The sequence below is a fragment of the Nonomuraea candida genome (assembly GCF_000725485.1).
GTDB classification, from domain to species: Bacteria; Actinomycetota; Actinomycetes; order Streptosporangiales; family Streptosporangiaceae; genus Nonomuraea; species Nonomuraea candida.
In genome coordinates this window covers 286,241-312,635 of sequence record NZ_JOAG01000015.1, presented here as the reverse complement: position 1 = coordinate 312,635, position 26,395 = coordinate 286,241, and the positions used below count along the sequence as shown (strand labels likewise).

The window sequence follows — 26,395 nt, the reverse complement described above, 5'->3', positions numbered from 1 at the left end:
GTAGGGCCAGACCCACCTTCGGCCGGCTACGCGGGCCGTCCCTTCGGCGTCGCCATGATCAGCCGGCCGCCGGTCACGCTGCCCGCCAGGAGCACCACCCCGGACAGCACCCCGCTGAGGATCGGCACCCACTCCGCCGCGGACGACCACGCCAGCGCGAACCCCGCCACGCCGAGCAGGGTGAGGAGCGCGCCGGGCACGGCGATGGCCCACTCCTTCCAGATCGGCGCCAGCGCGACGAAGTGCACCCCCACCACGAACGCCACCCACGCCACGTTCGCCTGCTCGGGCACCTCCCAGGCGGCCAGCAGCCGCAGGCCGCCGAACAGCAGGATCACCTCGGCGGCGACCACCGCGAGATAGCCCCGGCCGTACATGCCCGGAGGCGGGGACACTGTGGAGTCCGCTGTGGAGTCCGCTGTGGAGTCCACTGGGGAGCCCGCCGGGGAGCCCCCCGGGGAGCCCGCGTGCCGCGCGGCGGCGATGCGGTCCGCGCGGGCGGCGGTGAACCACATGGCGGTGAAGGCCACGGCCAGCAGCACGGCGAGCACCTTGAGCACGACCGCGACCACGGAGTTCAGCGGCTCGTGCGCGTTGACCACGACGAAGACGGCGCCGAAGACCGCGCCGACGAGTAACCCTGTCATACGTTGCATGGTGATCATTCAAGCGTGCCGGCAGCCGCCGCCACACGGGCCCTGGTACGACATCGAGGTGGGGCTGGCACTACCCGGCGGCGCCGTGCGGACGGCCGGGACCACCCCGGGTGGAGCGTGCCGGGCGCGCGAGGCCCGGCTACCTGGCCGTGCCGCGCAGGTAGGCGAGCACCGCCAGCACCCGGCGGTTGTCGTCGGCCGTGGCCGGGATGCCGAGCTTGGCGAACACGCCGGCCACGTGTTTGCCGACGGCCGCCTCCGTGATCGACAGGGCGCGGGCGACCGCGCTGTTGGAGCGCCCCTCGGCGATCAGCGCGAGCACCTCGCGCTCCCGCGCGGTCAGCTCGTGCGTGGGCTCGGTGACCTCCCTGGCCCTGGCCCAGGTCTGCTCGAACAGGTCGATCAGGGCGGTGATCAGGCCCTGCTGCCTGATCACCAGGGCTCCCGGCGAGCCCGGCACGGGCGTGGGGCTCAGGAACGCCACCGTGCGGTCGAAGACGAGCAGCTGCTGCATCGGCTCGTCGACGACCCGGTGCAGGTCGCCGGCGGCGTGCAGCTGCCTGATGCGGGCCGACTTGAGCGGGTCGCCGAGCACGCTGGTGTGCACGATCGTGCGCATCGTCATGCCGCGCCGCAGCGCGTCGAGCACGGCGCCCCTGCTCCGGTGCTCCTCGCTGCCCGTGTCGGTGGAGCCCACCGGTTGCATGGCGCGCAGCTCGGCGGACGACTCGACGACCTGCGCGATCCGGCTCCGGATGTCCCGGCGGTCCTCCACCCGCTCGACGTCCACGGGGAGCCCGCGCAGCTCGCTGACCACCTCTTCCAACCGGCGGGTGAGCCGGGCCAGCGACGCGCTCTCCTCCACGGGCTCCCCTCACGCAGATCAGGCCGGCGACCGGGCCCAGTTTAGTCGAACGGACCTTCGGAACCGGGCCTGCGGCGCGGCCCCGTACGTGGTCGTCGAAGGAGAGCGAGATCCGGTGCCCGTCCGCTCGACGGCAGGGCAGGCACCCGCCAGCACTTGTCGCCCGCCGTTCCCCCGTGCGGCGGCGGGCGGCAACACCGAGGAAACAACGGCGGTGGTGTACTGGCCCGGCTTGCCCGGACCTTCGCCCGGCGACGGCCCCGATCGAGAGCCGAGCGGGCGGGGCCGATCCCCGACGACCTCGAAAAGGAGTCGACCGTGTACGAAGAGAGAGTTTCCCGAGAGCCGGATCGCCGGGAGTTCCTGCGGCTCGCGGGGCTGGCGGCCGGAGCGGGAACGGTGCTGCCGCTGCTGGGCGCGGGCGGTGCGACCGCCGGGGCCACCACCGCACCGTCGTCCGCCACCGACCCCGACCAGCTGTTCAAGGACGGGGAGTTCAGGCGGGCCGAGCGGGGCTACCGGCGGCTGCTGGAGGAAGACGATGGCAACGCGCACGCCGCGGCGCAGATTGGCTACATAGCCCTGCTGTCCAACCGGTTCGCCGACGCCGAGAAGTTCCTCAAGCGTTCCGTCACGCTCCGACCCGATCCGTTCTACCTGTATCAGCTGGCGGACTGCTACGTCCGCCAGGACCGGCTGCGCGAGGCGATTCCGTGGTTGCGGGAGACGGGGAACGCCACCCACGCGGCGTACGCCACCCTCTACGAGCGCATCGAGGGCGGGCCGTGGCAGGTGCACGGCCCGCAGAGCACCCGGGTGCCGCTGCTGGGCATCGATCCGCTGCCGCATCTGCGGGTCTCCGTCAACGGCCGACCGCCGACGACTTTCCTGCTCGACACCGGCGCGACCACGGCGGGCTTCACCGAGCAGGTCGCCATGGACGCCGGGCTGGAGGTGATCTCCACGAGCGTCGGGCGGGTCGAGGACCAGGAATACGAGATGTACCACGGCATCGCGAGGTCGGTGCGGGTCGGGGACATCGAGATGCGCAACGTCCCGGTGCACTGGAACAACGCCGAGCGACCGAAACTGCCCGACGGGTCCGAGCCGCAGGGCACCCTCGGAACCGTGCTGTTCTACCACTTCCTGACCACCATGGACTACGCCCGCGGACAGTTCGTCCTGCGTCGCAAGACTGACGCGAACCTGCGGCGCTTCCGTGCCGAGGCCGCTCGGTCGAAGGGCGACGTCCTGCCGTTGTGGCTCGCCAAGGACCACTTCCCCTGCACGCTGGGCTCGCTCGGCGACTTGGGGCCCCGGGTCGTCACGTTCGACACCGGCGGCCCCGGCCGGGGCATCGGCACCTCCATCGCCTTCGCCGAGCGCGCCGGGATCGCGCTCGGCGAGCCGGAGGAGACCAGGGGCGGGGTGCGTTATCCCATCGCGCCGGAGCGGAGCAGTCTCGGCAAGGCGACGCGGCGGCGGATCAAGGGGTACGCGAACGAGAATCCCAAGGTCGGTGCCGGGATGAGATTCGACACGATCGCCAACTTCACCCACGAGTTCTTCGAACCGTTCGCCATCACCTTCGACTACGCCCACATGAACCTGTACGTCACCGGAGACACCATGGACCCGGACGGCCACTAGGAAGGCGCAAACCATGGCATGGCACGAACCCGCACACCCGTTCCGCTCTCGCCCTGCTGGGCACCGCCTCTCTGGCCGGGGGCGGTGTGCTCGCAGGTCCCGCCACCGCCGCCACTGCGGCCCGGGCAGGGCGCGTGCCCGAGGAACTGCTGCCCGGCGGAGAGTTCGACGAGTATCTGGCGCGCCGCGCCGAGCAGGATCAGTTCTCCGGGACCGTCCTGCTCGCGCACCGGGGTGATCCGGTGCTCACCCGGTCCTACGGCATGGCGGACGCGTCCCGATCGATCCGCAACGGCCGCTCCACCGTCTTCGGCCTCGCCTCGGTGACCAAGATCTTCACCGCCGTGGCCGTGGGACAGCTCGTCGAGGACGGCAAGCTGCACCTGCACGAGACGCTGGGCGCGTATCTCGACGGCTTCTCGGAGGCGGCCAAGCGGGTCACCGTCCACCAGTTGCTGACCCACACCGCCGGCATGGGCCACTACCCGGCCTCGCCGGACTTCTCCGAGGGCATCAAGAACTGGACCAGCGCCGGCGAGATGATGGACGGCGTCATGGCCATCATCCGCGAGATGGAACAGCAGCCGGATCCGGTGCCCGGCACCCGGTACAAATACAGCAACTCCGGATATTTCATGCTGGGAGCTCTCGTGGCGGCCGCCTCCCGCCAGACGTATCACGACTACGTGCGCCGCCACGTGCTCGGTGCGGCCGGCATGAAGCGCTCCGGCCTCTACACCCGGCCGCAGGTCCTGGCCGACCGCGGCATCGCGCGCCCCTACTACACCCAGAAATCGGGAGAGCGTGCCGACTTCACCGCCACCGAGCACTTCGGATTCGTCGGCGGCCCCGCCGAGGGCGTTTACGCCAGCGCTCCCGACCTGCTCGCCTTCGTCAGGGCGCTGCACGCGGGCGAGCTCATGAGCGAGGCGTTCACCGAGCTGTTCACCGGTGGCAAGGTGGTCCTCGGTCCGGCCGACCCACCCGTGACCGCGGGCCTGTGCCGGTTGTACGGATACGGCTTCCGCGAGACCATCCTCGGCGGCCGGCGCATCCTCGGGCACTCCGGCAGCGGCCCCGGCCGATCGACCAACATCGACATCTACCCCGGCCTGGACTGGATCGCCGTGGTCCTCAGCAACTACGACACCCCCGTCCAGCCTCTCGTCGACAAGGAACGCGACCTCATCACCCGCCTCGCCGCCGGGTAGCGGCGACCGGCTCCGGCCTCGTGGCCGTCAGCCGAACGCGCCGGCGGCGCCGGGATCCTCCGGCGCCGTGCGGCGCAGCAGGTACGTGTCCATGATCCAGCCCTTGCGGGCCCTGGCCTCGGCGCGCAGCTCGCGGATGCGCTCCCCGACCTCGGAGACCGGCCCCGACACCAGGAGCTCGTCGGGCGTGCCCAGGTAGGCGCCCCAGTGGATGGAGTAGTCGTCGAGACCGGCGAACGAGCAGTGCGCGTCGAGCATGACCACCACGTCGTCGGCCGTGGGGCCGTGCTCGGCCAGGCGGCGGCCGGTGGTGAGGTGCACGGGCCGGCCGACCCGGGTGAGGCTGGTGCGGTGGGCGGCCGTGAGCGCGGCCACGCTGCTGACGCCGGGGACGACCTCGTAGTCGAACGTCACGTTCCCCCGGTCGAGGATCTCCTCGACGATGGCCAGCGTGCTGTCGTACACGCCGGGGTCGCCCCACACCAGGAACGCCCCGGTCTGCCCGTCGGCCAGCTCGTCGCGGATGAGCGCCTCGCACGCCAGCGCCCGCCGCGAGCGCCAGTCGTCCACGGCGGCGGTGTACGCGGCGGCGTCCCGGTCGCGCTCCGGGTCACGCGCCTCCGCGATCCGGTACGGCGCCCGCCCGTGCTCGGCGATCAGGTCCAGCCGCAGCCGGACGAGATCGTGCTTGACCTCGCCCTTGTCGACGATGAAGAACACGTCGGTCGCGGCGATCGCCTTGACCGCCCCCAGGGTCAGATGGTCGGGGTCGCCGGCGCCGATGCCGATGATGAGTAGCCGCTTCACCCGAAAGAGTGTGCCAGAGCGCCACCGGCCCGCCCCCGCAGGGACGGCGCGGTCAGCGGGACGGCTCGGGCGCGCCGGCGCGGATGTGGTGGCGGCCGATGGGGAGCATCAGCGGGCGGCCGGTCAGGGGGTCCTCGATGATGCGGCTGTCGAGGCCGAAGACGGCGCGGACGCACTCCTCGGTGAGCACCTCGGCCGGGCTGCCGGCGGCGTGCAGGCGGCCGCCGGCCAGGGCGATGAGGTGGTCGGCGTAGCGGGCGGCGAGGTTGAGGTCGTGCAGGACCATCACGATGGTGGTGCCGCGGCCGCGGTTCAGGTCGGTGAGCAGGTCCAGCACCTCGATCTGGTGGCTGGCGTCCAGGAACGTGGTCGGCTCGTCGAGGAGCAGCAGGTCGGTCTGCTGGGCCAGCGCCATGGCGATCCACACCCGCTGCCGCTGCCCGCCGGACAGCTCGTCCACGGCGCGGTCGGCCAGCTCCGTCGTCCGGGTGGCCTCCAGGGCGGCCGCCACCGCGGCGTCGTCCCTGCCGTTCCAGCGGGAGAAGAGCCGCTGGTGGGGGTGGCGGCCGCGGCCGACGAGGTCGAGCACGGTGATGCCCTCGGGCGCGACCGGCGACTGGGGCAGCAGCCCGAGCGTGCGGGCCAGCTCCTTGGCCGGCATGCGGTGCACCTGCTTGCCGTCCAGCACGACCCGGCCCTCGCGCGGGGTGAGCAGCCGCGACAGCGAGCGCAGCAGCGTCGACTTCCCGCAGGCGTTCGCGCCGACGATGACCGTGATCTCGCCGGGCGGCACGGCCAGGTCGAGGGACTCGACGACGACGCGGTCGCCGTAGCCGAGGGTGAGACCCTCGGCCGCGAGGGAGTGCGAGGTGGTCATAGCGAGCCTCCGGCCCGATGAGTGCGGACGATCAGATAGACGAGGTACGGCGCCCCCAGCACGCCGGTGACGACGCCCACCGGGTAGCGGGTGCCGAAGGCGTACTGGCCGGCGAAGTCGGCGACGAGCACCAGCAGGGCGCCGACCAGCCCGGAGGGCACGAGCAGGGAGCCGCCCGCGCCGAGGATCCGGGCCGCGATGGGCCCGGACAGGAACGCCACGAACGCGATCGGGCCGGCCGCCGCCGTGGCGAAGGCGATCAGGCCGACGGCGGCCACGATCACCACGACACGGGTGCGTTCGACGCGGACGCCGAGCGCGGAGGCGGTGTCGTCGCCGAGCTGCAGCGCCGACAGGTCGCCCGCCCGGACCAGCAGGACGGGGGTGAGGACGACGAGCGCGACGAGGGCGGGCAGGACCTGTTCCCACGTCGTGCCGTTGAGGCTGCCGGTCAGCCAGCGCATGGCCTCCTGGAGGTCCCACTCGCCCGCGCGCGACAGGACGTAGGAGGTGACGCTGTCCAGGATGGCGGCGATGCCGATGCCGATCAGGATGAGCCGGGTGCCGACGACGCCATCCTTGAAGGCCAGCGTGTAGACGAGCAGGGCGACGGCCAGGGCGGAGACGATGGCCAGGACGGACACCTGGGTGCCGCCGAGCGACAGCGACACGATCGCGATGGCCGCCGCGGCGCTCGCCCCCGAGCTGATGCCGATGATGTCGGGGCTGGCCAGCGGGTTGCGGAGCATCGTCTGGAAGGTGACGCCCGCCAGGCCGAAGCTGAACCCGGCGACCACGGCCAGCACGGCGCGCGGCAGCCGGAGCCGCCCGACCGTGAAGGACGCCCCCGGGACCTGCTCGCCGAGGATGACGCGGAGCACGTCGCCGGGCGGGTAGAAGCGCTGCCCGGCCATCAGCGTCACGGCGAAGGCGGCGACGACGAGCACGGCCAGCGTCGTGATGATCAGCCGCCGGCGCAGGGACCGCCGGCGGCGGCCACGGGCGACGGCCCGTACGACGCTCTCGACGGCGTCCTGGGTGACGGTGGGGGCGCTCAAAGCTCACGTACCTTCTGACGGCGGACGATGTGGATGAAGAAGGGCGCGCCGATCAGCGCGGTCACGATGCCCACCTCGACATCCGAGGGCCGCGTCACCATGCGGCCGACCACGTCGGCCGCGGTCAGCAGCGCCGCCCCGGTCAGCGCGGAGAACGGCAGCTGCCAGCGGTGGTCCACGCCGACGAGCAGGCGGCACGCGTGCGGGACGACGAGCCCGACGAAGGCGATCGGCCCGGCGGCGGCCGTCGCCGCGCCGCAGAGCACGACGGCGCCGAGCGCGGCCACGGCCCGGATGACGGCGACCCGCTCGCCGAGCCCGGCCGCGACCTCGTCGCCGAGGGCGAGGGAGTTCAGGCCGCGCGCCGACAGCAGGCAGATGGCGAAGCCGACGGCGAGGAACGGCAGGATGTGCCCGATGCGCTCGTACGAGGCGCCGCCGACCCCGCCGATCTGCCAGAGCCGGAAGCCGCCCGCGATGTCGTTGCGGGGCAGGATGACGGCGCTGACCAGCGACGCGAACGCCGCCGAGGTGGCCGCGCCGGCGAGCGCGAGCTTGAGCGGCGTGGCGCCGCCGCGCCCGAGCGACCCCACGGCGTACACAAACACCGCCGCCAGCGCGCCGCCCGCCATCGCCACCCAGACGTAGCCGGTCGGCGAGCCGAGCCCGAAGAACGCGACGGCGACGACCACCGCGAGCGAGGCGCCCATGTTGACGCCCAGGATGCCCGGGTCGGCCAGCGGGTTGCGGGTCACGCCCTGCATGACGCCGCCGGCCAGGCCCAGCGCGGCGCCGATGAGCACCGCGAGCAGGGTGCGCGGCACCCGCTTGGCGACCGCCGCCTGCTCCAGCGAGGCGTCCGCGCCGCCGAGGGCGGCCCAGACGTCGGCCCAGTCCACGTCGCGCGAGCCCAGGGCGACGGAGGCGACCATGGTGGCGGCCAGGACGACGACGGTGGCGAGCAGCCACAGCAGGCGGACGCGCGCCGGACGCCGCACGAATGCGACGTCCGGCGCGCGCCCGGTCCCCGGATCGGTCCCCGGATCGGTCCCCGGGCCTGTCCCTGGGCCGGTCCCCGGGCCGGTCCCTGGGCCTGTCTCGGTGTCGGCCGAGGTCATTTCACCTTGTCCGCGGCCTCGGCCAGCGCCTTGACGTAGTCCTCCAGCACCCACGAGATCGACAGCGGGGTCGGGTTCGCGGCGGTGCCGAGCGGCTTGCTGTCGGGCAGGAGGTAGACCGAGCCGCGCTTGATGGCGGGGATCTTCGACAGCAGCGGGTCCTTGCGGATCTTGTTGAGCAGGTCGGCGTTGTCGCCGCCGTACCCGGTGATGATGTCCACGTCGTCGAACACGTCGATCTGCTCGGCGCTGCGCGTCAGGGCGAACTTCTCGGTGCCCTTGGACGCCTCGGCGATGCTGCCCGGGATCTTCAGCCCGAGGTCCTCGAAGAACAGCGTGCGGGTGTCGTGCGCGGTGTAGAAGCCGATCTCGCTCACGTCGTTGGGGTCGACATGTGTCATGAACATGATCGACTTGCCCTGGAGCTGCGGGTACTTCGCGACGACCGTCTTGATGTCGCCCTCGATGTCCCCGATGAGCTTCTCACCCTCGGCGGCCAGGCCGATGGCCTTGCTGTTCAGCCGGATGATCTCGCGCCACGGTGTCGACCAGGCGGCCTCCGGGTAGGCCACGGTCGGGGCGATCTGGCTCAGCGTGTCGTAGTCCTGCTGGGTCAGGCCCGAGTACGCGGCCAGGATCACGTCCGGCTGCGTGTCGGCCACGGCCTCGAAGTCGATGCCGTCGGTCTCGTCGAACAGCACGGGCTTGGGCGCCTTCAGCTCCTTCAGGCGCTCCTCGACCCAGGGCAGCAGCCCGTCACCGTTGTCGTCGCCGAAGTTCGCGGCGGCCATGCCGACCGGGACGACGCCGAGCGCCAGCGGCGCCTCGTGGTTGGCCCAGTTGACGGTGGCCACCCGCTCGGGCTTCTTGTCGATGGTGGTCGTCCCCAGGGCGTGCTTGATCGTCATGGGGAAGGCGGCGGCGCCGCCGGTCGTGGGAGCGGCCGTGGCGCCGGTCGCGGTCCCGGGCGTGGTCTCCGCCTTGGTCTCCGGGGCGGCGCCCGTCGAGCCGCCGCAGCCCGCGAGGCCCAGCAGGACGGCCGCCACGGCGAGGATGCGAAGGCGATGGGGTCGTTTCAATCCGTGCTCCACTTTCGTGATCCGCCGGTGCCGGTCCTCGCACGGCTGGATCGCGCTCTGCGTCCGTGGAGTGGTGCACCGTACCGCTCGAGTACCAAAGTTAGGTAAGGCTTGCCTTTGGTCGCACCTTAGGAGACATGGGCGACTTGTCGCAATCAATCGTTTGAGACACGCGTTGTAGAGATCGGGACACGCGGGGCGCGGACACGACCGCCAGGGCCCGCTGGTCCGCGCGTGATCGTCAGGGCCCGCTGGTTCGGCGGGAGCGTCAGGGCCCGCCGGCTCGGGCGGGAGCGTCAGAGGCGGTGGTCCGGGCGGGTGCGGAAGGCGCCGGGGGTCAGCCCCGTCGTCCGGCGGAAGGCCGCGCCGAACGAGCTCGCCGAGCGGTAGCCGACCTCCTCGGCCACCGCGTCGACCTCCCAGCCCCGGGTGAGCAGCGCCACCGCGTGCTGCGCGCGCACCGCCGCGACCCAGCGCGCGAAGCTGGTGCCCGTCTCGGCGTTGAACGCGCGGGTGATCGTACGGGCGCTCACGCCGAGGTGGCGGGCCCAGTCGGTGAGCGTACGAGGGTCGCCGGGGTCGGCCTGCACCGCCTCCACGATCGGGCGCAGCAGGTCGGAGGTGGGCACCTGCAGGAGCAGCTCGTGCGAGGAGGGGGTGAGCACGTCGAGCACCATCGCCTCCGTCACCGCCCGCGAGCTCATGGGCAGCTCCGTGTCGGCCAGCCGCTCCAGCAGCAGCCGCAGCAGCGGGGTGATCTCGACGCCGACGGGCGTCAGGGAGATCGAGGTCACCGCCCCGAAGCCGAAGAAGCTGGCGCGGCACCAGGTGCCGGTGGTCGCCGAGCCGGAGTGCAGCGTGCCCGCCGGCATCCACAGGCCCAGCGAGGGGGTGACCGTCCAGACCCGCGTCCCGACCACGGCCGTGGACGTGCCCCGCTCGTTCCACAGCAGCTCGTGGAAGGGGTGGGAGTGCTCGTTCCAGGTGGTGTCGCGGTCGAAGACCTCGCTCCAGCTCAGGATCGTGAACGGCATCTCGACCGGCCCCGCCTCGACGACGGGCAGCGTACGGATCTCCCTGGTCATGACACGACGAAACATGACACGAGCGGCATTCCTTCACCATACCGACGGTGCCGGCCGCCACGCCCTTGCCGGAGGGCGTCCCCCCGCCACCCGAGACGCAGGCGGGCTCGGGGTGTAAGGACTACCAAGGCGACGAGGCGCACCCGATCGCCCGGCTGGTACCACACAGGCGGGTGGGGCCCGCGGAAGCCGTTCGGGCTCGGCGCGCTCGTCGCCGTTGATCCGCGCCGGCAGGCCGGCCGATTCCGGTCGTGGCGACCGGTGAAGGCGCGCGCACGGCGTCAGGGGCAGTCGGCAGGTGGGAAGGGTGGGGCTGGGCGGTTGCGGCAGGGGGGTGGCTGTCACAATCTAGTGCCCCCAGTAGGCACACCCCGAGGAGGATCGTGGACCTGGTCGAGCAGGGCGGCGCGTTCGCCGCCTTCTGGCGGGAGCGGCACCTGTGCACGCTCTCCACCGCCCGCCCCGGCGGACCGCCGCACGTGACACCGGTGGGCGCGACGCTGGACCTGCCGACCGGCATCGCCCGGGTGATCACCTCGGGCTCCTCGGCCAAGGCCCGGCTCATCGGGGCCGCCGGCGCGCCCGTGGCGCTCTGCCAGGTGGACGGCCGCCGCTGGTCCACGCTGGAAGGGATGGCGGTGGTGCGTACCGAGCCCGACCAGGTCGCCGACGCCGAGCGCCGGTACGCGGCCCGCTACAAGCCGCCCCGCGCCAACCCCTCCCGGGTCGTCATCGAGATCCGGGTCACCCGCGTGCTGGGCAACGTGTGATCACCGTCGTCGGCCTCGGCGCGGACGGCTGGGCGGGGCTGCCCGAGCCGTCCAGGCGCGCGCTGGAGACGGCCGAGATCGTCATGGGCGGCGCCCGGCAGCTCGGCCTGCTGCCCGCCGCCTGCGCCGCCGAACGCGTCGCCTGGCCGTCGCCGCTGCTGCCCGCGCTGCCCGCGCTCCTCGACCGGTACGCCGGCCGCGAGGTGTGCGTGCTGGCCAGCGGCGACCCCATGTTCTACGGCATCGGCTCCACGCTGGTGCGGCTGCTGGGGGCGGCGGCCGTGCGGGTGCTGCCGCACGTCTCGTCGGTGTCGCTGGCGTGCGCGCGGCTCGGCTGGCCGGTCGAGCACGTCGAGGTGGTCAGCCTCGTCGGCCGCCCGCCGCAGGCCCTGAACGCCGCCGTGCTGCCCGGGCGGCGGATCATCGTGCTGGGCGCGGGCCGCGAGTCGCCGTCCCTGGTCGCCGGGCTGCTGGCCGGGCAGGGGTACGGCCCCAGCCCCATGACCGTCCTGTCCGACCTGGGCGCCGGCACCGAGACGCTGCGGCAGGGCACCGCCGAGACCTGGACGGGCCCCGCCGGCTCCGCCCTGAACGTGATCGCCGTCGAATGCGCCCTCGCGCCCGGGGCCGAGCCGCTGGCCCGCGTGCCGGGACTGCCCGACGCGGCGTACGAGCACGACGGCCAGCTCACCAAGCGGGAGGTCCGCGCGGTCACCCTGTCACGGCTCGCCCCGCTCCCCGGCGAGCTGCTGTGGGACGTGGGCGCGGGCGCGGGCAGCGTCGCGATCGAGTGGATGCGCAGCCACGCGTCCTGCGCCGCCGTCGCCGTCGAGCACCGGGCCGACCGCGCCGCCGCGCTGCGACGCAACGCCGACCGGCTCGGCGTGCCGTCCCTGCGCGTCGTCGAGGGCCGCGCCCCGGCGGCGCTGGAGGGCCTGCCCGAACCGGACGCGGTGTTCGTCGGCGGCGGCGTCACCGCCCCCGGCCTGCTCGACCGCTGCTGGGAGCGGCTGCGCCCCGGCGGCAGGCTCGTCGTGAACGCCGTCACGCTGGAGTCCGAGGCCCTCGTCGGCCAGTGGTACGGCCGGCTCGGCGGCGAGCTGGTGCGCCTGGCCGTGCAGCGGGCCTCACCGGTGGGCGGCTTCACCGGCTGGCGCCCCGCCATGCCCGTCACCGTATGGTCCGTGACCAGGAAGGACGCCTGATGACCAGCGCGCTCCGGCGGCCCGCGACGCCCATGTGCTCCGTGACCGGGAAGGACGTCTCATGACCGTGTACTTCATCGGGGCGGGGCCCGGCGCCGCCGACCTGATCACGCTGCGCGGGCTGCGGCGGCTGGAGGCGTCGCCGGTCTGCCTGTACGCGGGCTCGCTGGTGCCCCGTGAACTCCTCGGCTCCTGCCCGCCGGGGGCCCGGCTGGTGGACACCGCGAACCTCACCCTCGACGAGATCGTCGCCGAGTTCGCCGACGCGCACCGCGACGGGCTCGACGTCGCGCGCCTGCACTCCGGAGACCCGTCGGTCTTCAGCGCGGTGGCCGAGCAGATGCGCCGGCTGGACGCGCTCGGGGTGCCGTACGAGGTCGTCCCGGGCGTGCCGGCGTTCGCGGCGGCGGCGGCCGCGCTGCGCAGGGAGCTGACCGTGCCCGGCGTCGGCCAGACGATCATCCTGACCCGCACCTCCGCGCGCGCCACGCCCATGCCCGAGGGCGAGGACCTGGCGACCCTGGGGGCCGGCGCGGCCACGATGGTGCTGCACCTGGCCGTGCAGCGGATCGACGCCGTCGTGGCCGAGCTGCTGCCCTCCTACGGGGCCGACTGCCCGGTCGCGGTGGTGGCGCGGGCCAGCAGGGCCGACGAGGTGATCCTGCGCGGCACTCTGGCGGACATCGCGGCCCGGGTGCACGAGGCCGGCATCCGCCGTACGGCGGTGATCGTCGTCGGACGCGTCCTGTCCGCCTCCCAGTTCCCCGACAGCCACCTCTACAGCGCCACCAGGGACCGGACGTGCGGCGCGTCCTGATTCTGGGGGGTACGGCCGAGGCGCGGGCCCTGGCCGCCGCGCTGGCTCCCGACCCCGGCCTGCATGTGGTGTCGTCGCTGGCCGGGCGGGTCACCAACCCGCGCCTGCCGGTCGGCGAGGTGCGGGAGGGCGGGTTCGGCGGGGCCGAGGGGCTGGCCGCCTGGCTGCTGGCCGAGCACATCGACGTGCTGGTGGACGCCACCCATCCGTTCGCGGCGCGGATGACCGCCTCCGCCGTCGCCGCCTCCTCGGCCACCGGAGTGCCGCTGCTGGTCCTGCGGCGGCCGGGGTGGCGGGAGGGCGAGGGCGACTCCTGGCGGCGGGTCGCCTCCTTGCAGGCCGCCGCCGCCCTCCTGACCGACGGCGCCGGGGGCGCGGCTGGTCGGGGCGCGGAGTTCGCCGGTGGGGCGCGGGTGTTCCTGACGACGGGACGCCGTAGCCTGCCGGTCTTCACGCCGGTGCCGGGCGCGTGGCTGCTGGCCAGGTCGGTGGACCCGCCGGAGCCGCCGCTGCCGCCCCACGTGCGCGTGCTGCTCGACCGCGGCCCCTACACCGTCGCGGGCGAACGCGCGCTCATCCGCGAGCACCGCCTGAACGTGCTGGTCACCAAGGACAGCGGCGGCGCCATGACCGCCGCCAAGCTCGTCGCCGCCCGCGAGCTGGGCCTGCCGGTGATCATGGTGGACCGGCCGCCGCTCCCGCGCGGCGCCCGCCTGGTGGACAGCGTGGAGACGGCGGCGGCCTGGGTCCGGACCGCGTAGCGGCACGGGACCCGGGCGCAGGCCGGGTGGTGGCGCGGGCCTGAGGGGCAGGCCGGGTGGTGGTGCGGGGCCTGAGGGGCAGGCCGGGTGGTGGTGCGGGGTCCTCAGGCCGGGTAGCGGCGTGGGGTGTAGACGAGGCCGCGTTCGGTGATCCGGGTCGTCGAGGAGCCGACGATCAGCAGGCAGCGCATGTCCACCTGCCCGGGGTCCAGCTCGCCGAGCGTCGTGACGGTGACGCTCTCCCGCTCGCCGCCGACGTCCCGGCCGATCACCACGGGCGTGGCCGGGTCGCGGTGTTCGAGCAGCAGGTCGCGGGCCGCGCCGAGCTGCCACGTACGGCTGCGCGAGGCCGGGTTGTAGATCGCCAGCACCAGGTCGGCCCGGGCCGCCGCCGCCAGCCGCTCCGCCACCACCTCCCACGGCTTGAGCAGGTCGGACAGCGACAGCACGCAGTAGTCGTGGCCCAGCGGCGCGCCCGCCCGGCCGGCCACCGCCTGCGCCGCCGTCAGCCCCGGCACGACCCGCACCGGCACCTCGGGGAAGTCGGCCGCCGCCTCCATCACCGCGCTGGCCATGGCGAACACCCCGGGGTCGCCGGACGACACCACGGCCACCCGCGCGCCGTCGCGGGCCAGCTCAAGAGCGTGCCTGGCGCGTTCGGCCTCCACCCGGTTGTCGGTACGGTGCCGGCGCTGGCGCGGGTTCGGCGCCACCCGGTCCACGTACGGGCCGTAGCCGACGAGGTCGGTCGCGGCGGCCAGCGCCTCCTGGGCCTCGGGCGTGAGCCAGGGCCGCCCGGCGGGCCCGAGCCCCACCACGACCACCTCACCCCCGGTCTCCCCGGCCCCGGCGCGCGCCGGCTCGGGCACGAACGTGGCCTCGGCCGGGCTGGTGAGCAGGGCCAGCGAGAAGTACGGCACGCCGTCCTCGTCCACGTCCTTGAGCGGCGCGACCCGTTCGGCGCCCATGGTGGCGCGCTCGACGTACCAGGCGTCGTCCAGCCGCCCCGCCTCCGCGAGCGCGTCGCGCACCTTCCCGAACGTCCTGCCCAGCTTGAGCACCGCCGCCGAGTCCGTGTCGCGCAGCCGCTCGGCCAGCACGTCGGCGGGCAGCGTGCCGGGCAGCACGGTCAGCACCTCGTCCCGCTCCACCAGCGGCCGGCCGAGCACGGCGGAGGCTGCGCTGACGGAGGTGACGCCCGGCACCACCTCGGTCGGATAGCGGTGGGCGAGCCGCTTGTGCATGTGCATGTACGAGCCGTAGAAGAGCGGGTCGCCCTCCGCCAGCACCACCACGGTCCGGCCCGCGTCCAGGTGCGCGGCCAGCCGCCGCGCGCAGTCGGCGTAGAAGTCGTCCAGCGCGCCCTGGTAGCCGCCCGGGTGGTCGGTGGTCTCCGTGGTCAGCGGGTAGAGCAGCAGCTCCTCGATCTGCCCCTCCCGCATGTACGGCTGCGCGATCGAGCGCGCGATGCTGCGGCCGTGCCTGGCGGCGTGGTAGGCGATCACGTTGGCCTCGCCGATCAGCCTGGCGGTCTTCACCGTGACCAGCTCGGGGTCACCGGGGCCGAGGCCGACCCCGTACAGGCGTCCCTGCATCGTGCTCACTCCGTCTCGCTCGCGATGGCGTTGACCGCCGCCGCGGTCATCGCACTGCCGCCACGGCGGCCGTGCACCACCAGGTGTTCCAGGTCGCTGTCCGCCAGCGCCTGCTTGGACTCGGCCGCGCCGATGAACCCCACCGGGATGCCCAGCACCGCCGCCGGCCGGCCCGCGCCCTCGGCGACCAGCTCCAGCAGCCGGAACAGGGCGGTCGGCGCGTTGCCGATCGCCACCACCGCGCCGTCGAGGCGGTCGCGCCACAGCTCCAGCGCGGCGGCGCTGCGCGTGGTGCCGAGGCGTTCGGCCAGGCCGGGCACGCGCGGGTCGGGCAGCGTGCACAGCACCTCGTTGGCGGCGGGCAGCCTGCGCCTGGTGACGCCGGAGGCCACCATCATGGCGTCGCACAGCACGGGCGCGCCCCGGCGCAGCGCCTCACGGGCCCGCGCGACCACGCCGGGGGACCAGGCCAGGTCGGCGACCAGGTCGGTCATGCCGCAGGAGTGGATCATCCGCACCGCGACCTGGGCCACGTCGGGCGGCAGGCCCGTGAGGTCGGTCTCTGCGCGGATGGTCGCGAACGAGCGCCGGTAGATCTCGGCGCCGTCGCGGATGTAGTCGGTCACGTCTGCCTTTCTCGGTGACGGTCGGTCCTCATCGTGGGCCCGGTTCGGCGGGGGCCGTCACCGCTGTCGCCGCCGGTAGCCGTCGCCGGTGGCGATCAGTTCGGCGACCGGGCCGCGCGGCAGGCCGCAGCGGCGTTCGCAGCCGGCCCAGTGGACGGGGGTCTCGGGGGCGGCGTCGAGGCTCTCCACCCAGCGCCGCGCGTCCGCCCGCACGTCCGCCAGCGCCTTCGCGCAGCCGGGGCGTCCCGTGCAGGCCGTGACGCCGGCCCAGGGGGAGGCGGGGTCGGTGACGAGGCCGGCGGCGGTGAGCACGCGCTCCGCGCGGTCCGCGCCGGCGGGGGAGAGGTCCAGGAGGACGGCGGTCCGCCAGGGGGTGAGCCGCACCTCGGGCCCGCTGCCGGCCAGCGCCCGCGCCTGGGCGGCGGACAGCCGGCCGAGCGGCACCAGCACCTCCAGCGCCACCCGCCCGTCCCGCTGCCCGACCCGCCCGGCCCGCCGCGCCACCGCCCGCGCCGAAGGGACTGACGGCGCGGGCGGGGCGGCCTGTGGCTCGTCCGGCCGGTCGCGCAGGCGGGCGGAGACACGGGCGGTGATGCGGGCGGGGCCGTCGGTGAGCTCGTGGATCCGCCAGGCGGCGGTCGCGTCCTCGGGGGCCTGCTCGCGGCGCTCGTCGAGGAACGCCCCGGCGGCGGCGACCATGAGCGCGACGGCGGCGTCCGGGCCGGCCACCAGCCCCGTGTCCCGGCCCGCGAGCAGCACCCGGCCGGTGCCGGGCTGCCCGGGCGGCGAGGTCATGGTCCCGGCGGGGGGGAACGGGGTGTAGGTGACGTCGGCGCCGAGGGTGGTCACGTCGCCGGTGCCGTCGTCGAGGGCGAACAGGAAGCGTCCCGGGAGGGCGGCCAGCTCGGGGCGGGCGCACAGCGTACGGTCCAGGGCCCGGGCCAGTGCGAGCACGTCGAGCACCCCCGCCGCGCCGCGCCCGCTCAGCGGGGAGGCGACGATGTTGCGCACCCGCTCGTGCGCGGCCGACGGCAGCAGGCCGGCGGCGGCGACGCGGGCGGCGAAGGCGGCGGGCGAGCGCAGCCCACGCACCTGGACGTTCGCCCGCGAGGTCAGCTCGATCACCCCCGAGCCGAGCCAGTCCGCGCAGGCGGCGAGCTCGCGGAGCTGGGCGGTGGAGATCGCGCCGCCGGGCAGGCGGACCCGGGCGAGAGGACCGTCGGCGGCCTCGTGTACCTGTAGCGCGCCCGGACAGGCGTCAGGACGCATCCGCCCGGAAAAGTCGGCTATGGACACGAAGAGGATGGTAACGCCAGTTCTGTGAAGGCCGCTCTTGCCGTAGTCTCCTGGTAGGCGATGGCAAAGGGAGGAAGCCGGTGCGAAACCGGCGCGGTCCCGCCACTGTGACCGGGGAGCGAACCCCACCGCAGGCCACTGCCCGGCGACGGGTGGGAAGGCCGGGGTGAGCGCTGATCCGGGAGCCAGGAGACTCCTGCCGTCGCGTCACCCACGACCGGGGCGAGGACCCCGAGGGAGGAATGCGCCGTGCCTGGCGACAGCCGTACCGACCACCCGCGCCCCGACGACGGCCGTGCCGTTCATCCGCGCTCCGGCGACCGCCCTGCCGGCCACCCGCGCCCCGACGGCGGCCGTACCGGTCACCCGCGCCCCCACGACGGCCGTGCCGTCCATCCGCGTCCCGGCGAGCGCGCCGCGAGCGGCGAGGACGGCCCCGCCGTCCTGCTGCTCTCCACCTCCGACACCGACCTGCTGAGCGCCCGCGCGAGCGGCGCCGCCTACCGGCTGGGCAACCCGGCCAGGCTCCTGCCCGAGGACCTGCCCGCGCTGCTGGAGGGCGTCGGCCTGGTCGTGGTGCGGCTGCTCGGCGGGCGGCGGGCCTGGGAGGACGGGCTGGACGCGCTGCTGGCCGGCCCCCGGCCGGTCGTGGTGCTGGGCGGGGAGCAGGCGCCGGACGCCGAGCTGATGGAGCTGTCCACGGTCAGCGGCGGCGTCTGCGCCGAGGCCCACGCCTACCTGGCGCACGGCGGGCCCGCCAACCTGGCCGAGCTGCACGCGTTCCTGTCGGACACCGTCCTGCTGACCGGGCACGGGTTCGCGCCGCCCGCGCCGACCCCGTCGTGGGGGCGGCTGGAGCGGGCGGCCAGGTCGGAGCGCGGGCCCGTGGTGGGCGTGCTGTACTACCGGGCGCATCACCTGGCCGGCAACACCGCGTTCGTCGAGGCGCTCTGCGCGGCCATCGAGGACGCGGGCGGCCGGGCCCTGCCGATCTTCTGCTCCTCGCTGCGCACCGCCGAGCCCGAGCTGCTCGACGCCCTGCGCGCCGCCGACGCGCTGGTGGTGACGGTGCTGGCGGCGGGCGGCGCGCGCCCCGCCGACGCCGGCGCGGGAGGCGACGACGAGGCGTGGGACGTGGGCGCGCTGGCCGGCCTCGACGTGCCGATCCTCCAGGGCCTCTGCCTGACCACCGGCAGGACGGCGTGGGAGGAGAACGACGACGGCCTGTCGCCGCTGGACGCCGCCTCCCAGGTGGCGATCCCCGAGTTCGACGGGCGGATCATCACGGTGCCGTTCTCGTTCAAGGAGATCGACGAGGACGGGCTGACCGTCTACGCCGCCGACCCCGAGCGGGCCGCGCGGGTGGCCGGCATCGCGGTGCGGCACGGCCTGCTGCGCCACGTCCCGCCCGCCGAGCGGCGCCTGGTCGTGATGCTGTCGGCGTACCCGACCAAGCACTCCCGCGTCGGCAACGCCGTCGGCCTGGACACCCCGGCCAGCACCGTACGGCTGCTGGCCCGGCTCGCCGAGGCCGGCTACGACCTGGGCGAGGGCTTCCCCGGCGTGGCCGAGCAGGACGGCGACGCCCTCATCCACGCGCTGATCGCGGCCGGCGGGCAGGACCAGGACTGGCTGACCGAGGAGCACCTGGCCGGCAACCCGGTGCGGATCTCCGCCGCCTCCTACGAGCGGTGGTACCGGACGCTGCCCGAAGAGCTGCGCGCCGCCATGGAGCGGCACTGGGGCCCGCCGCCCGGCGAGCTGTTCGTGCACGAGGGCGAGCACGGGACGGACATCGTGCTGGCCGCGCTGCGCGCCGGGAACCTCGTGGTCATGGTGCAGCCGCCGCGCGGCTTCGGCGAGAACCCCATCGCCATCTACCACGACCCCGAGCTGCCGCCCAGCCACCACTACCTGGCCGCCTACCGCTGGCTGTCGGCCGAGTTCGGCGCGCACGCGATGGTGCACGTGGGCAAGCACGGCAACCTGGAGTGGCTGCCGGGCAAGTCGGCCGGCATGTCGGCCGCGTGCGCCACGGACGCGGCGATCGGGGACCTGCCGCTGGTCTACCCCTTCCTGGTCAACGACCCGGGCGAGGGGACGCAGGCCAAGCGGCGGGCGCACGCCGTGCTGGTCGACCACCTGGTGCCGCCGATGGCGCGGGCGGAGACGTACGGGGACATCGCCCGGCTGGAGCAGCTCCTCGACGAGCACGCCACCATCGCCGCCATGGACCCGGCCAAGCTGCCCGCCATCCGCGCGCAGATCTGGACGCTGATCCAGGCCGCCCGCCTCGACCACGACCTGGGGCTGGCCGACCGGCCGCACGACAGCGAGTTCGACGACTTCCTGCTGCACGTGGACGGCTGGTTGTGCGAGGTCAAGGACGCGCAGATCCGCGACGGGCTGCACGTGCTCGGCCAGGCGCCCGCCGGGCGGGTGCGGGTCGACCTGGTGCTGGCCATGTTGCGGGCCCGGCAGATGTGGGCGGGCCGCGAGACGCTGCCCGGCCTGCGCGAGGCGCTCGGCCTGGCCGAGGACGGCACGGCCGGGCTGGGCGCGGTGGACCGGGCCGAGGCGGTCGCCCGCGCCCTGGTGGAGGGCATGGAGGAACGCGGCTGGGCGCCGGAGGCGGCCCCGGAGGTGGCACGCTCCGTGCTCGCCCGGACGGCTCCGCAGACCGCCTTCGCGGAGGCGGCTCCGCAGGTCACGGAAGCGGCCCCGGCCCGCGAGACGCCGGAAGTCGCGGAGGTTCCGGAGGCGGCTTCGGAAAGCGGGCCGGCCGGGGGTCATGACGTCGGGCTGGTCACCCGCGTGCTCGCCTTCGCCGCCACGGAGATGGTGCCGCGCCTGGCCCGAACCACCGACGAGCTCGACCACGTCCTGCACGCCCTGGACGGCGGCTACGTGCCGGCGGGGCCGAGCGGGTCGCCGCTGCGCGGCCTGGTCAACGTGCTGCCGACCGGCCGCAACTTCTACTCCGTCGATCCCCGCGCGGTGCCGAGCCGGCTGGCGTGGGAGACGGGGCAGGCGATGGCGGAGTCGCTGCTGGAGCGCTACCGGGCCGACACGGGGGAGTGGCCGCGCTCGGTGGGCCTGTCCGTCTGGGGCACCAGCGCCATGCGCACGGCGGGCGACGACGTGGCCGAGGTGCTCGCGCTGCTGGGCGTGCGCCCCGAGTGGGACGAGGCCTCCCGCCGCGTCACGCGCCTGGAGCCGATCCCGCTCGCCGAGCTGGCCCGGCCCAGGATCGACGTGACGGTGCGCATCAGCGGCTTCTTCCGCGACGCCTTCCCGCACGTGGTGGCCATGCTGGACGACGCCGTACGCCTGGTCGCCGGCCTGGACGAGCCGCACGAGCACAACTACGTCCGCGCCCACGTCGCCGGCAGCGGCGCCGACGAGCGCACGGCCACGATGCGCGTCTTCGGCTCCGCGCCCGGCGCGTACGGGGCCGGGCTGCTGCCGCTGATCGACAGCCGCAACTGGCGCGACGACGCGGACCTGGCCGAGGTGTACGCGGTGTGGGGCGGCTTCGCCTACGGCCGCGACCTCGACGGCGTGGCGGCCCGCCCGCAGATGGAGGACGCCTACCGCCGCATCGCCGTGGCCGCGAAGAACGTCGACAGCCGCGAGCACGACATCGCCGACTCCGACGACTACTTCCAGTACCACGGCGGCATGGTCGCCACCGTCCGCGCCCTCACCGGCAGGGCTCCGGCCGCCTACATCGGCGACAGCACGCGTCCCGACGCCGTACGCACCAGGACCCTGTCGGAGGAGACCGCGCGCATCTTCCGCGCCAGGGTGGTCAACCCGCGCTGGCTGGCGGCGATGCGGCGGCACGGGTACAAGGGCGCCTTCGAGCTGGCCGCCACCGTCGACTACCTGTTCGGCTACGACGCCACCACCGGCGTGGTGGCCGACTGGATGTACGACAAGCTGACCGAGACGTACGTGCTCGACCCCGAGAACCAGGCGTTCATGGCCGAGTCGAACCCGTGGGCGCTGCACGGCATCGCCGAGCGCCTTCTCGAGGCCGCCGAGCGCGGGATGTGGGAGCACCCCGACCCGGACGTGCTGCGCGGGCTGCAGGAGGTCTATCTCAAGACGGAGGGCGACCTGGAGGACGACACGAGCCGCTGAGCGTGCCCGGGGCCGCCCGCCCAGTGCAGGTGCAGGTACGACGCCGTCACCAGGGCGTCGCCGTACCCGTCGGCGCCCTCCGCGCCGGGGCGGGCGGGGGTGTTCTCCCAGCGGAACAGCGGCGCGGCGGCGTACCGCACGGCGGTGCGGTGGAACTCGTGGCCCCGGTAGCGCTCGCCCGGCCTGGTCAGCGGCGAGCGGCCGAGCGCGACGGCCTCCCGGTAGCCGAGCGTGAGCCGGGAGGTCATCGACGCCCGTCCGGGGACGCGCCCGCACATGGGCCGCCCGTCCAGCTCCTCGCACAGGTACAGCAGGCCCGCGCACTCGGCCGCGATCGGCCCGGCGAAGGCGGCGACCCGCGCGCGCAGCGGCTCGTTGGCGGCCAGTTCGGCGGCGTACACCTCGGGGAAGCCGCCGCCGAACACCAGCCCGCCGGTCCCGTCGGGCAGCCGCTCGTCGCGCAGCGGGTCGAAGGTCACGACGTCCGCGCCGGCCGCCCGCAGCAGCTCGACGTGCTCGGCGTAGCCGAACGTGAACGCCGCCCCGCCCGCCACCGCCACCACGGGCCGCCCTCGGCCCCCGCCGCCGGCCCCGTCACGGCCGTGCCCGGCCCCGTCACCGGTGCCGTGTGTCACGGCGTCGCCGGGGCTCCAGGGGGAGGTGGCCAGCGGGGGCGCCGACCCGGCCAGGCGCAGCAGCGCGCCGAGGTCGCACGTACGGGACACCAGCGCGCCCAGCCGCTCCACCGCCGCCACCGCCTCGGCCCCCCGCTCCGCCGCCGGCACCAGCCCCAGATGGCGCGAGGGCGTGAACACGGCCTCGTCGCGCGGGATCGCCCCCAGCACCGGCACGCCCGCCTCGGCCAGCGCCGCCCGGCACAGCTCGGCGTGCCGCTCCGACCCGACCCGGTTGAGCACCACCCCGGCCACCCGCACCCGCGCGTCGAACGTGGCGAACCCGTGCACCACCGCCGCCACCGACCGGCTCTGCCGCGCCACGTCCAGCACCAGCACCACGGGCGCGTCCAGCAGCCTGGCGACGTGCGCGGTGGAGGCGAAGTCCGTCTCCCCGCGCCCGTCGAACAGCCCCATCACGCCCTCGACCACCGCCACGTCGCACCCCGCCGCCCCGTGCAGGAACAGCGGCGCCACCCGCTCCTCACCCTGCAGCCACGGGTCCAGGTTGCGCCCGGGACGGCCGGTGGCCAGCGCGTGGTAGCCGGGGTCGATGTAGTCGGGGCCCACCTTGTGCGGCGAGACGCGCAGGCCACGGGCCCGCAGCGCCGCCATGAGCCCGGTGGCCACCGTCGTCTTGCCGCTGCCGGACGACGGCGCCGCCACGACGAGCCGGGGAATCACCACTCGATGCCCTTCTGGCCCTTCTGCCCGGCGTCCATGGGGTGGCGTACCTTGCCCATCTCCGTCACCAGATCGGCCGCCTCGACCAGCCGCTCGGGCGCGTCCCTGCCGGTGATCACCACGTGCTGGTTCCCCGGCCGCCGCGTGAGCGCCGCCAGCACGTCGTCCAGGTCCAGCCACCCCCACTTCAGCGGGTAGGTGAACTCGTCCAGCACGTAGAACCGGTACGTCTCGGCCGCCAGGTCCCGCTTGATCTGCTCCCACCCCTCGCGGGCGTCGGCCGCGTGGTCCTCCTCGGCGCCCGGCCGCTGGATCCACGACCAGCCCTCGCCCATCTTGTGCCAGGTCACCGGGCCGCCCTCGCCGCTGTCGCCGAGCACCCTGAGCGCCCGCTCCTCGCCGATGCGCCACTTGGCCGACTTCACGAACTGGAACACCCCGACCGGCCAGCCCTGGTTCCAGGCCCGCAGCGCCATCCCGAAGGCGGCGGTCGACTTGCCCTTGCCCGGACCGGTGTGCACCATCAGCAGCGGCCTGGTGCGGCGCTGCCGGGTGGTGAGCCCGTCGTCGGGCACCATGGCGGGCTTCCCCTGCGGCATCCTCAACCAGCCTTCCTGTAGTTACGGGGCCTGTCGCCCTGCATCCTGTCCTCACGCGTCCTGTCACCATGTGATCCGCCGTCGCGCGATCTGCCGTCGCGCGTCCGGTGGCCGCGGGTGTCGTGGTTCCGCGTCCGCCGGCCGCCCGTCCGCTGGCCGCCCGTCCGCCGGCCGCCCGTCAGCTGGCCGCCTGTCCGGTGGTCGCGGACGACCGTGCCGAGGTCGGCCAGCTCGTCGAGCGGTACGAGCCGCCCGCGCAGCCGCGCCGCCAGCCGTACCGCGAGGCCGAGCCGCACGGGGCCGCTCTCGCAGTCCACGACGACCACGGCCGTGCCCGCCAGCAGGGCGGCGGCCCGGTCCACGTCGCCGCCCGCCGTCGCGCGGCCGTCGGTCACCAGGACGAGCAGGGGCCGCCTGGAGGGGTCGCGCAGCCGTTCGACGCGCAGCACCTCCGCCGCCCGCACCAGCCCCGCCGCCAGCGGCGTGCGCCCGCCGGTCGCCAGGGTGCGCAGCCGCGCCGCCCCCACCTCGACCGACGACGTCGGCGGCAGCGCCACCTCCGCGCCCGAGCCCCGGAACGTCACCAGGCCCACCTTGTCGCGCCGCTGGTAGGCGTCGAGCAGCAGGCTGAGCACGGCCGTCTTGACGGCGGTCATCCGCTTGCGGGCCGCCATCGAGCCGCTGGCGTCCACGGCGAACAGCACGAGGTTGCCCTCCCGGCCCTCCCGCACCACCTCGCGCAGATCGTCCCCGCGCAGCACCAGCCCGGGCCCGGTGCGCCCGCGCTCCTTCTGGTACGGCGCCGCCGCCCGCACCGTCGCGGCCACGTGCAGGTCGCGCAGCCGTCCCGACGGGCGCCGCGAGCCGGTGGCCCGGCCGTGCGGGGTCCGCGAGCGCGACCGCCGGCCCGCCGCCCCCTCACCGATGCCCGGCACGTCCAGCAGCGGCACCCGGTACGGCCGCGCCACCCCGGCCACCCGTCCTTCCCCGCCGGGCCCTTCGCCGCCGGTGCCCTGTTGCGTGCCGTCCCCGGCGGCCTCGGACCCCTCTCCCCGCCCGGCCCCGCCTGCCTGCCCGGCCCCGCCGCCGCCCTGCGCGTCGGTCCCGGACCCGAACGGGTCCGTCCTGGCTCCGAACGCATCCGCGCCGTCGCGGCGCCCGCTGTCGCCCCCGCCGCCCGGCCCGCGGCCGGCCTGACCGCCATGCCGGTCCGGCGCGGAGCCCTCGCCCGGACCGCCGGCGCCGTCCGGCCCGGCGCCCTCGCCCGGACCACCGTCAGGACCGGCACCTCCGTCGGAGCCGCCGCCGGGACCGGTGTCATCGCCCGCGCCGGGGCCGCCGGGCGGGTCGTCGTCCGGGTCGTCGCCCGACGTGCGCTCCAGCAGCTCGTCCAGCAGCGCCTCGTCCAGCCCCGGCGCGTCGAACGGGTCCCGCCGCCGCCGGTGCGGCAGCGACAGGCGGGCCGCGGCGCGCACGTCCTCCGTCGTCACCCGGTCCCGGCCCTGCCAGGCGGCGTGCGCGATGGCGGCGTTGGCCGTGACGAGGTCGGCGCGGAGCCCGTCCACCTCGAACGCCGCGCACACCGCCGCGATCTGCCGCAGCCGCGCGTCGGGCAGCCGCACCTCCGGCACCCGGCTCCGGGCGGCGGCGATCCGCGCGGCCAGCGCCGCCTCCTCGGCCGCCCACCCGGCCGCGAACTCCTCGGGCGCGGCGTCGAAGGCGAGCCGCCGGCGCACCACCTCGGCCCGCTCGGCGGGCTCCCTGGACGCCCTGACCTCCACGGTCAGCCCGAACCTGTCGAGCAGCTGCGGGCGCAGCTCCCCCTCCTCCGGGTTCATGGTGCCCACGAGCAGGAAGCGGGCGGCGTGGCGTACGGAGACGGACTCGCGCTCCACGTAGCACGTGCCCAGCGCGGCGGCGTCGAGCAGCAGGTCGACGAGGTGGTCGTGGAGCAGGTTCACCTCGTCCACGTACAGCACGCCGCGGTGCGCGGCGGCCAGCAGGCCGGGCTCGAAGGCCTTCACCCCGTCCGTCAGCGCCCGCTCCACGTCGAGGGAGCCGACCAGCCGGTCCTCCGACGCGCCCACCGGCAGCTCCACCAGCGCGGCGGGACGGCTGACGCCCCCGCTCCCCGGCTCGTGCGGGCCGTCCGGGCAGTCGGGGGCGGGCGCGGCCGGGTCGCAGGCGAAGCGGCAGCCGGGCACCACGTCCACGGCGGGAAGCTGGGCCGCCAGCGCCCGGACGATCGTGGACTTGGCCGTGCCCTTCTCCCCGCGTACGAGCACGCCGCCCACCCTGGGGGAGACGGCGTTGAGCACCAGCGCCAGCTTCAGGTCGGTGAGCCCGACCACGGCGCTGAACGGATAGGTGACGATCACAACTTCCAGACCTTTCGATCGGCGCGCCCTGCCGGCCGTCTCTCGCGAGGGCCGGCGCGGTGGGCAGGGACGCGGGGTCTTTCCTGGGTCAGGGGTACGGCTGTCGGCCCCGCCGGAGGCACCACCGGCCCCGGCCACCGGCCACCGGCCCCGGCCACGGGGCACCGGAGACCGGCCATGGCCGCGACCGGCCCCGCGACCGGCCCCGCGACCGGCCCCGCGACCGGCCCCGCGACCGGCCCCGCGACCGGCCCCGCGACCGGCCCCGCGACCGGCCACTGCCGCCGGACACGTTTCCGGTTCGGGATCTGTCGATCGCGTCCCGTCCGGAAGCGGTCGTGCCCGGTGAGAAGTGCCGGCACCGGCGGATCTTGACCGGCGGGGTGCCTGCGGGGACCTCAGCGGCCGGGCAGGCCGACGAGACGCCGCCCGTCGCAG

21 protein-coding genes and 1 riboswitch are annotated in these 26,395 nt (G+C 75.0%); of the genes, 7 read left to right on the top strand and 14 right to left on the bottom strand.

What is annotated here, in order from left to right; translation table 11 throughout:
- Window positions 1-26: 26 nt before the first annotated feature.
- Together IO39_RS16360 and IO39_RS50685 are read right to left on the bottom strand one after the other, a co-directional pair.
- The gene (locus IO39_RS16360; RefSeq protein ID WP_052422968.1) at window positions 27-647 is read right to left on the bottom strand and encodes a hypothetical protein; all 621 of its coding nucleotides are present in this window, start codon (window positions 645-647) and stop codon (window positions 27-29) included.
- 148 nt (window positions 648-795) lie between these two features.
- Window positions 796-1,521 (bottom strand): helix-turn-helix transcriptional regulator, encoded by a 726-nt coding sequence (locus tag IO39_RS50685; protein WP_052422967.1) that lies wholly within the window; start codon window positions 1,519-1,521, stop codon window positions 796-798.
- Between the two features lie 318 nt (window positions 1,522-1,839).
- On the opposite strand from IO39_RS50685, the gene IO39_RS16350 reads away from it, so the two are divergent.
- The gene (locus IO39_RS16350; protein ID WP_043622890.1) at window positions 1,840-3,171 is read left to right on the top strand and encodes an aspartyl protease family protein; all 1,332 of its coding nucleotides are present in this window, start codon (window positions 1,840-1,842) and stop codon (window positions 3,169-3,171) included.
- 134 nt (window positions 3,172-3,305) lie between these two features.
- Window positions 3,306-4,382 carry a serine hydrolase domain-containing protein gene (locus IO39_RS16345; RefSeq protein ID WP_211267038.1) on the top strand — a complete coding sequence of 359 codons (1,077 nt, stop codon included), beginning with the start codon at window positions 3,306-3,308 and terminating at the stop codon, window positions 4,380-4,382.
- A gap of 27 nt (window positions 4,383-4,409) precedes the next feature.
- On the opposite strand, the gene cobF is transcribed toward IO39_RS16345, so the two are convergent.
- From cobF to IO39_RS16315, 6 genes are all read right to left on the bottom strand, one after another.
- Window positions 4,410-5,189: a precorrin-6A synthase (deacetylating) gene (gene cobF, locus IO39_RS16340; RefSeq protein WP_043622887.1), complete on the bottom strand. Its 780-nt coding sequence runs from the start codon at window positions 5,187-5,189 to the stop codon at window positions 4,410-4,412.
- Between the two features lie 52 nt (window positions 5,190-5,241).
- Window positions 5,242-6,066 carry an ABC transporter ATP-binding protein gene (locus IO39_RS16335; RefSeq protein WP_043622884.1) on the bottom strand — a complete coding sequence of 275 codons (825 nt, stop codon included), beginning with the start codon at window positions 6,064-6,066 and terminating at the stop codon, window positions 5,242-5,244.
- Entirely contained in the window at window positions 6,063-7,124 is a 1,062-nt protein-coding gene (locus IO39_RS16330) for a FecCD family ABC transporter permease (protein WP_043622881.1), read from the bottom strand. The genes IO39_RS16335 and IO39_RS16330 overlap by 4 nt, the downstream gene beginning before the upstream one ends.
- Window positions 7,121-8,122: a FecCD family ABC transporter permease gene (locus IO39_RS16325; RefSeq protein WP_052422966.1), complete on the bottom strand. Its 1,002-nt coding sequence runs from the start codon at window positions 8,120-8,122 to the stop codon at window positions 7,121-7,123. Before IO39_RS16325 ends, IO39_RS16330 begins: the two co-directional genes overlap by 4 nt.
- Window positions 8,123-8,238: 116 nt before the next feature.
- Window positions 8,239-9,321 (bottom strand): iron-siderophore ABC transporter substrate-binding protein, encoded by a 1,083-nt coding sequence (locus IO39_RS16320; RefSeq protein WP_245641996.1) that lies wholly within the window; start codon window positions 9,319-9,321, stop codon window positions 8,239-8,241.
- A 296-nt stretch (window positions 9,322-9,617) separates the two neighbouring features.
- Window positions 9,618-10,406, bottom strand: coding sequence for an AraC family transcriptional regulator (locus tag IO39_RS16315; protein ID WP_043622874.1), 789 nt, complete (start codon window positions 10,404-10,406; stop codon window positions 9,618-9,620).
- A gap of 383 nt (window positions 10,407-10,789) precedes the next feature.
- Between IO39_RS16315 and IO39_RS16310 the strand changes: the two genes are divergently transcribed.
- The 4 genes from IO39_RS16310 to IO39_RS16295 all read left to right on the top strand — a co-directional run bounded on the left by IO39_RS16310 (window position 10,790) and on the right by IO39_RS16295 (window position 13,959).
- Window positions 10,790-11,176, top strand: a complete 387-nt coding sequence (locus IO39_RS16310; protein ID WP_052422965.1) for a pyridoxamine 5'-phosphate oxidase family protein — start codon at window positions 10,790-10,792, stop codon at window positions 11,174-11,176.
- Complete coding sequence (locus IO39_RS16305) at window positions 11,173-12,381, top strand: bifunctional cobalt-precorrin-7 (C(5))-methyltransferase/cobalt-precorrin-6B (C(15))-methyltransferase (protein ID WP_043622871.1); 1,209 nt, start codon at window positions 11,173-11,175, stop codon at window positions 12,379-12,381. The genes IO39_RS16310 and IO39_RS16305 overlap by 4 nt, the downstream gene beginning before the upstream one ends.
- Before the next feature lie 61 nt (window positions 12,382-12,442).
- A complete protein-coding gene (cobM, locus tag IO39_RS16300; RefSeq protein ID WP_043622869.1) occupies window positions 12,443-13,198 on the top strand; it encodes a precorrin-4 C(11)-methyltransferase in 756 nt (251 codons plus the stop codon).
- A complete protein-coding gene (locus tag IO39_RS16295; protein WP_043622866.1) occupies window positions 13,183-13,959 on the top strand; it encodes a cobalt-precorrin-6A reductase in 777 nt (258 codons plus the stop codon). Before cobM ends, IO39_RS16295 begins: the two co-directional genes overlap by 16 nt.
- A 104-nt stretch (window positions 13,960-14,063) precedes the next feature.
- Here IO39_RS16295 and IO39_RS16290 read toward each other — a convergent pair whose 3' ends face one another.
- From IO39_RS16290 to cobG, 3 genes are read right to left on the bottom strand one after another with little or no spacing between them, the layout of a single operon-like run.
- Complete coding sequence (locus tag IO39_RS16290; RefSeq protein WP_043623274.1) at window positions 14,064-15,554, bottom strand: precorrin-2 C(20)-methyltransferase; 1,491 nt, start codon at window positions 15,552-15,554, stop codon at window positions 14,064-14,066.
- A 5-nt stretch (window positions 15,555-15,559) separates the two neighbouring features.
- Window positions 15,560-16,180, bottom strand: a complete 621-nt coding sequence (locus IO39_RS16285) for a precorrin-8X methylmutase (protein ID WP_043622864.1) — start codon at window positions 16,178-16,180, stop codon at window positions 15,560-15,562.
- A gap of 57 nt (window positions 16,181-16,237) precedes the next feature.
- Window positions 16,238-17,476 carry a precorrin-3B synthase gene (gene cobG / locus IO39_RS16280; RefSeq protein ID WP_211267036.1) on the bottom strand — a complete coding sequence of 413 codons (1,239 nt, stop codon included), beginning with the start codon at window positions 17,474-17,476 and terminating at the stop codon, window positions 16,238-16,240.
- 11 nt (window positions 17,477-17,487) lie between these two features.
- Window positions 17,488-17,694: riboswitch (cobalamin riboswitch) on the top strand.
- A 226-nt stretch (window positions 17,695-17,920) separates the two neighbouring features.
- Between cobG and cobN the strand changes: the two genes are divergently transcribed.
- Window positions 17,921-21,622: a cobaltochelatase subunit CobN gene (gene cobN, locus IO39_RS16275; protein WP_043623271.1), complete on the top strand. Its 3,702-nt coding sequence runs from the start codon at window positions 17,921-17,923 to the stop codon at window positions 21,620-21,622.
- Here cobN and IO39_RS16270 read toward each other — a convergent pair.
- Genes IO39_RS16270 through IO39_RS16260 form a run of 3 tightly spaced genes read right to left on the bottom strand, consistent with a single transcriptional unit; the run spans window position 21,577 to window position 25,957 of the window.
- Window positions 21,577-22,980 (bottom strand): cobyrinic acid a,c-diamide synthase CobB, encoded by a 1,404-nt coding sequence (locus IO39_RS16270; protein WP_169789075.1) that lies wholly within the window; start codon window positions 22,978-22,980, stop codon window positions 21,577-21,579. The genes cobN and IO39_RS16270 overlap by 46 nt on opposite strands.
- Window positions 22,977-23,579 (bottom strand): cob(I)yrinic acid a,c-diamide adenosyltransferase, encoded by a 603-nt coding sequence (cobO, locus tag IO39_RS16265; protein WP_043622857.1) that lies wholly within the window; start codon window positions 23,577-23,579, stop codon window positions 22,977-22,979. Before cobO ends, IO39_RS16270 begins: the two co-directional genes overlap by 4 nt.
- 2 nt (window positions 23,580-23,581) lie before the next feature.
- The gene (locus IO39_RS16260; protein ID WP_157548405.1) at window positions 23,582-25,957 is read right to left on the bottom strand and encodes a VWA domain-containing protein; all 2,376 of its coding nucleotides are present in this window, start codon (window positions 25,955-25,957) and stop codon (window positions 23,582-23,584) included.
- Between the last annotated feature and the right edge of the window lie 438 nt (window positions 25,958-26,395).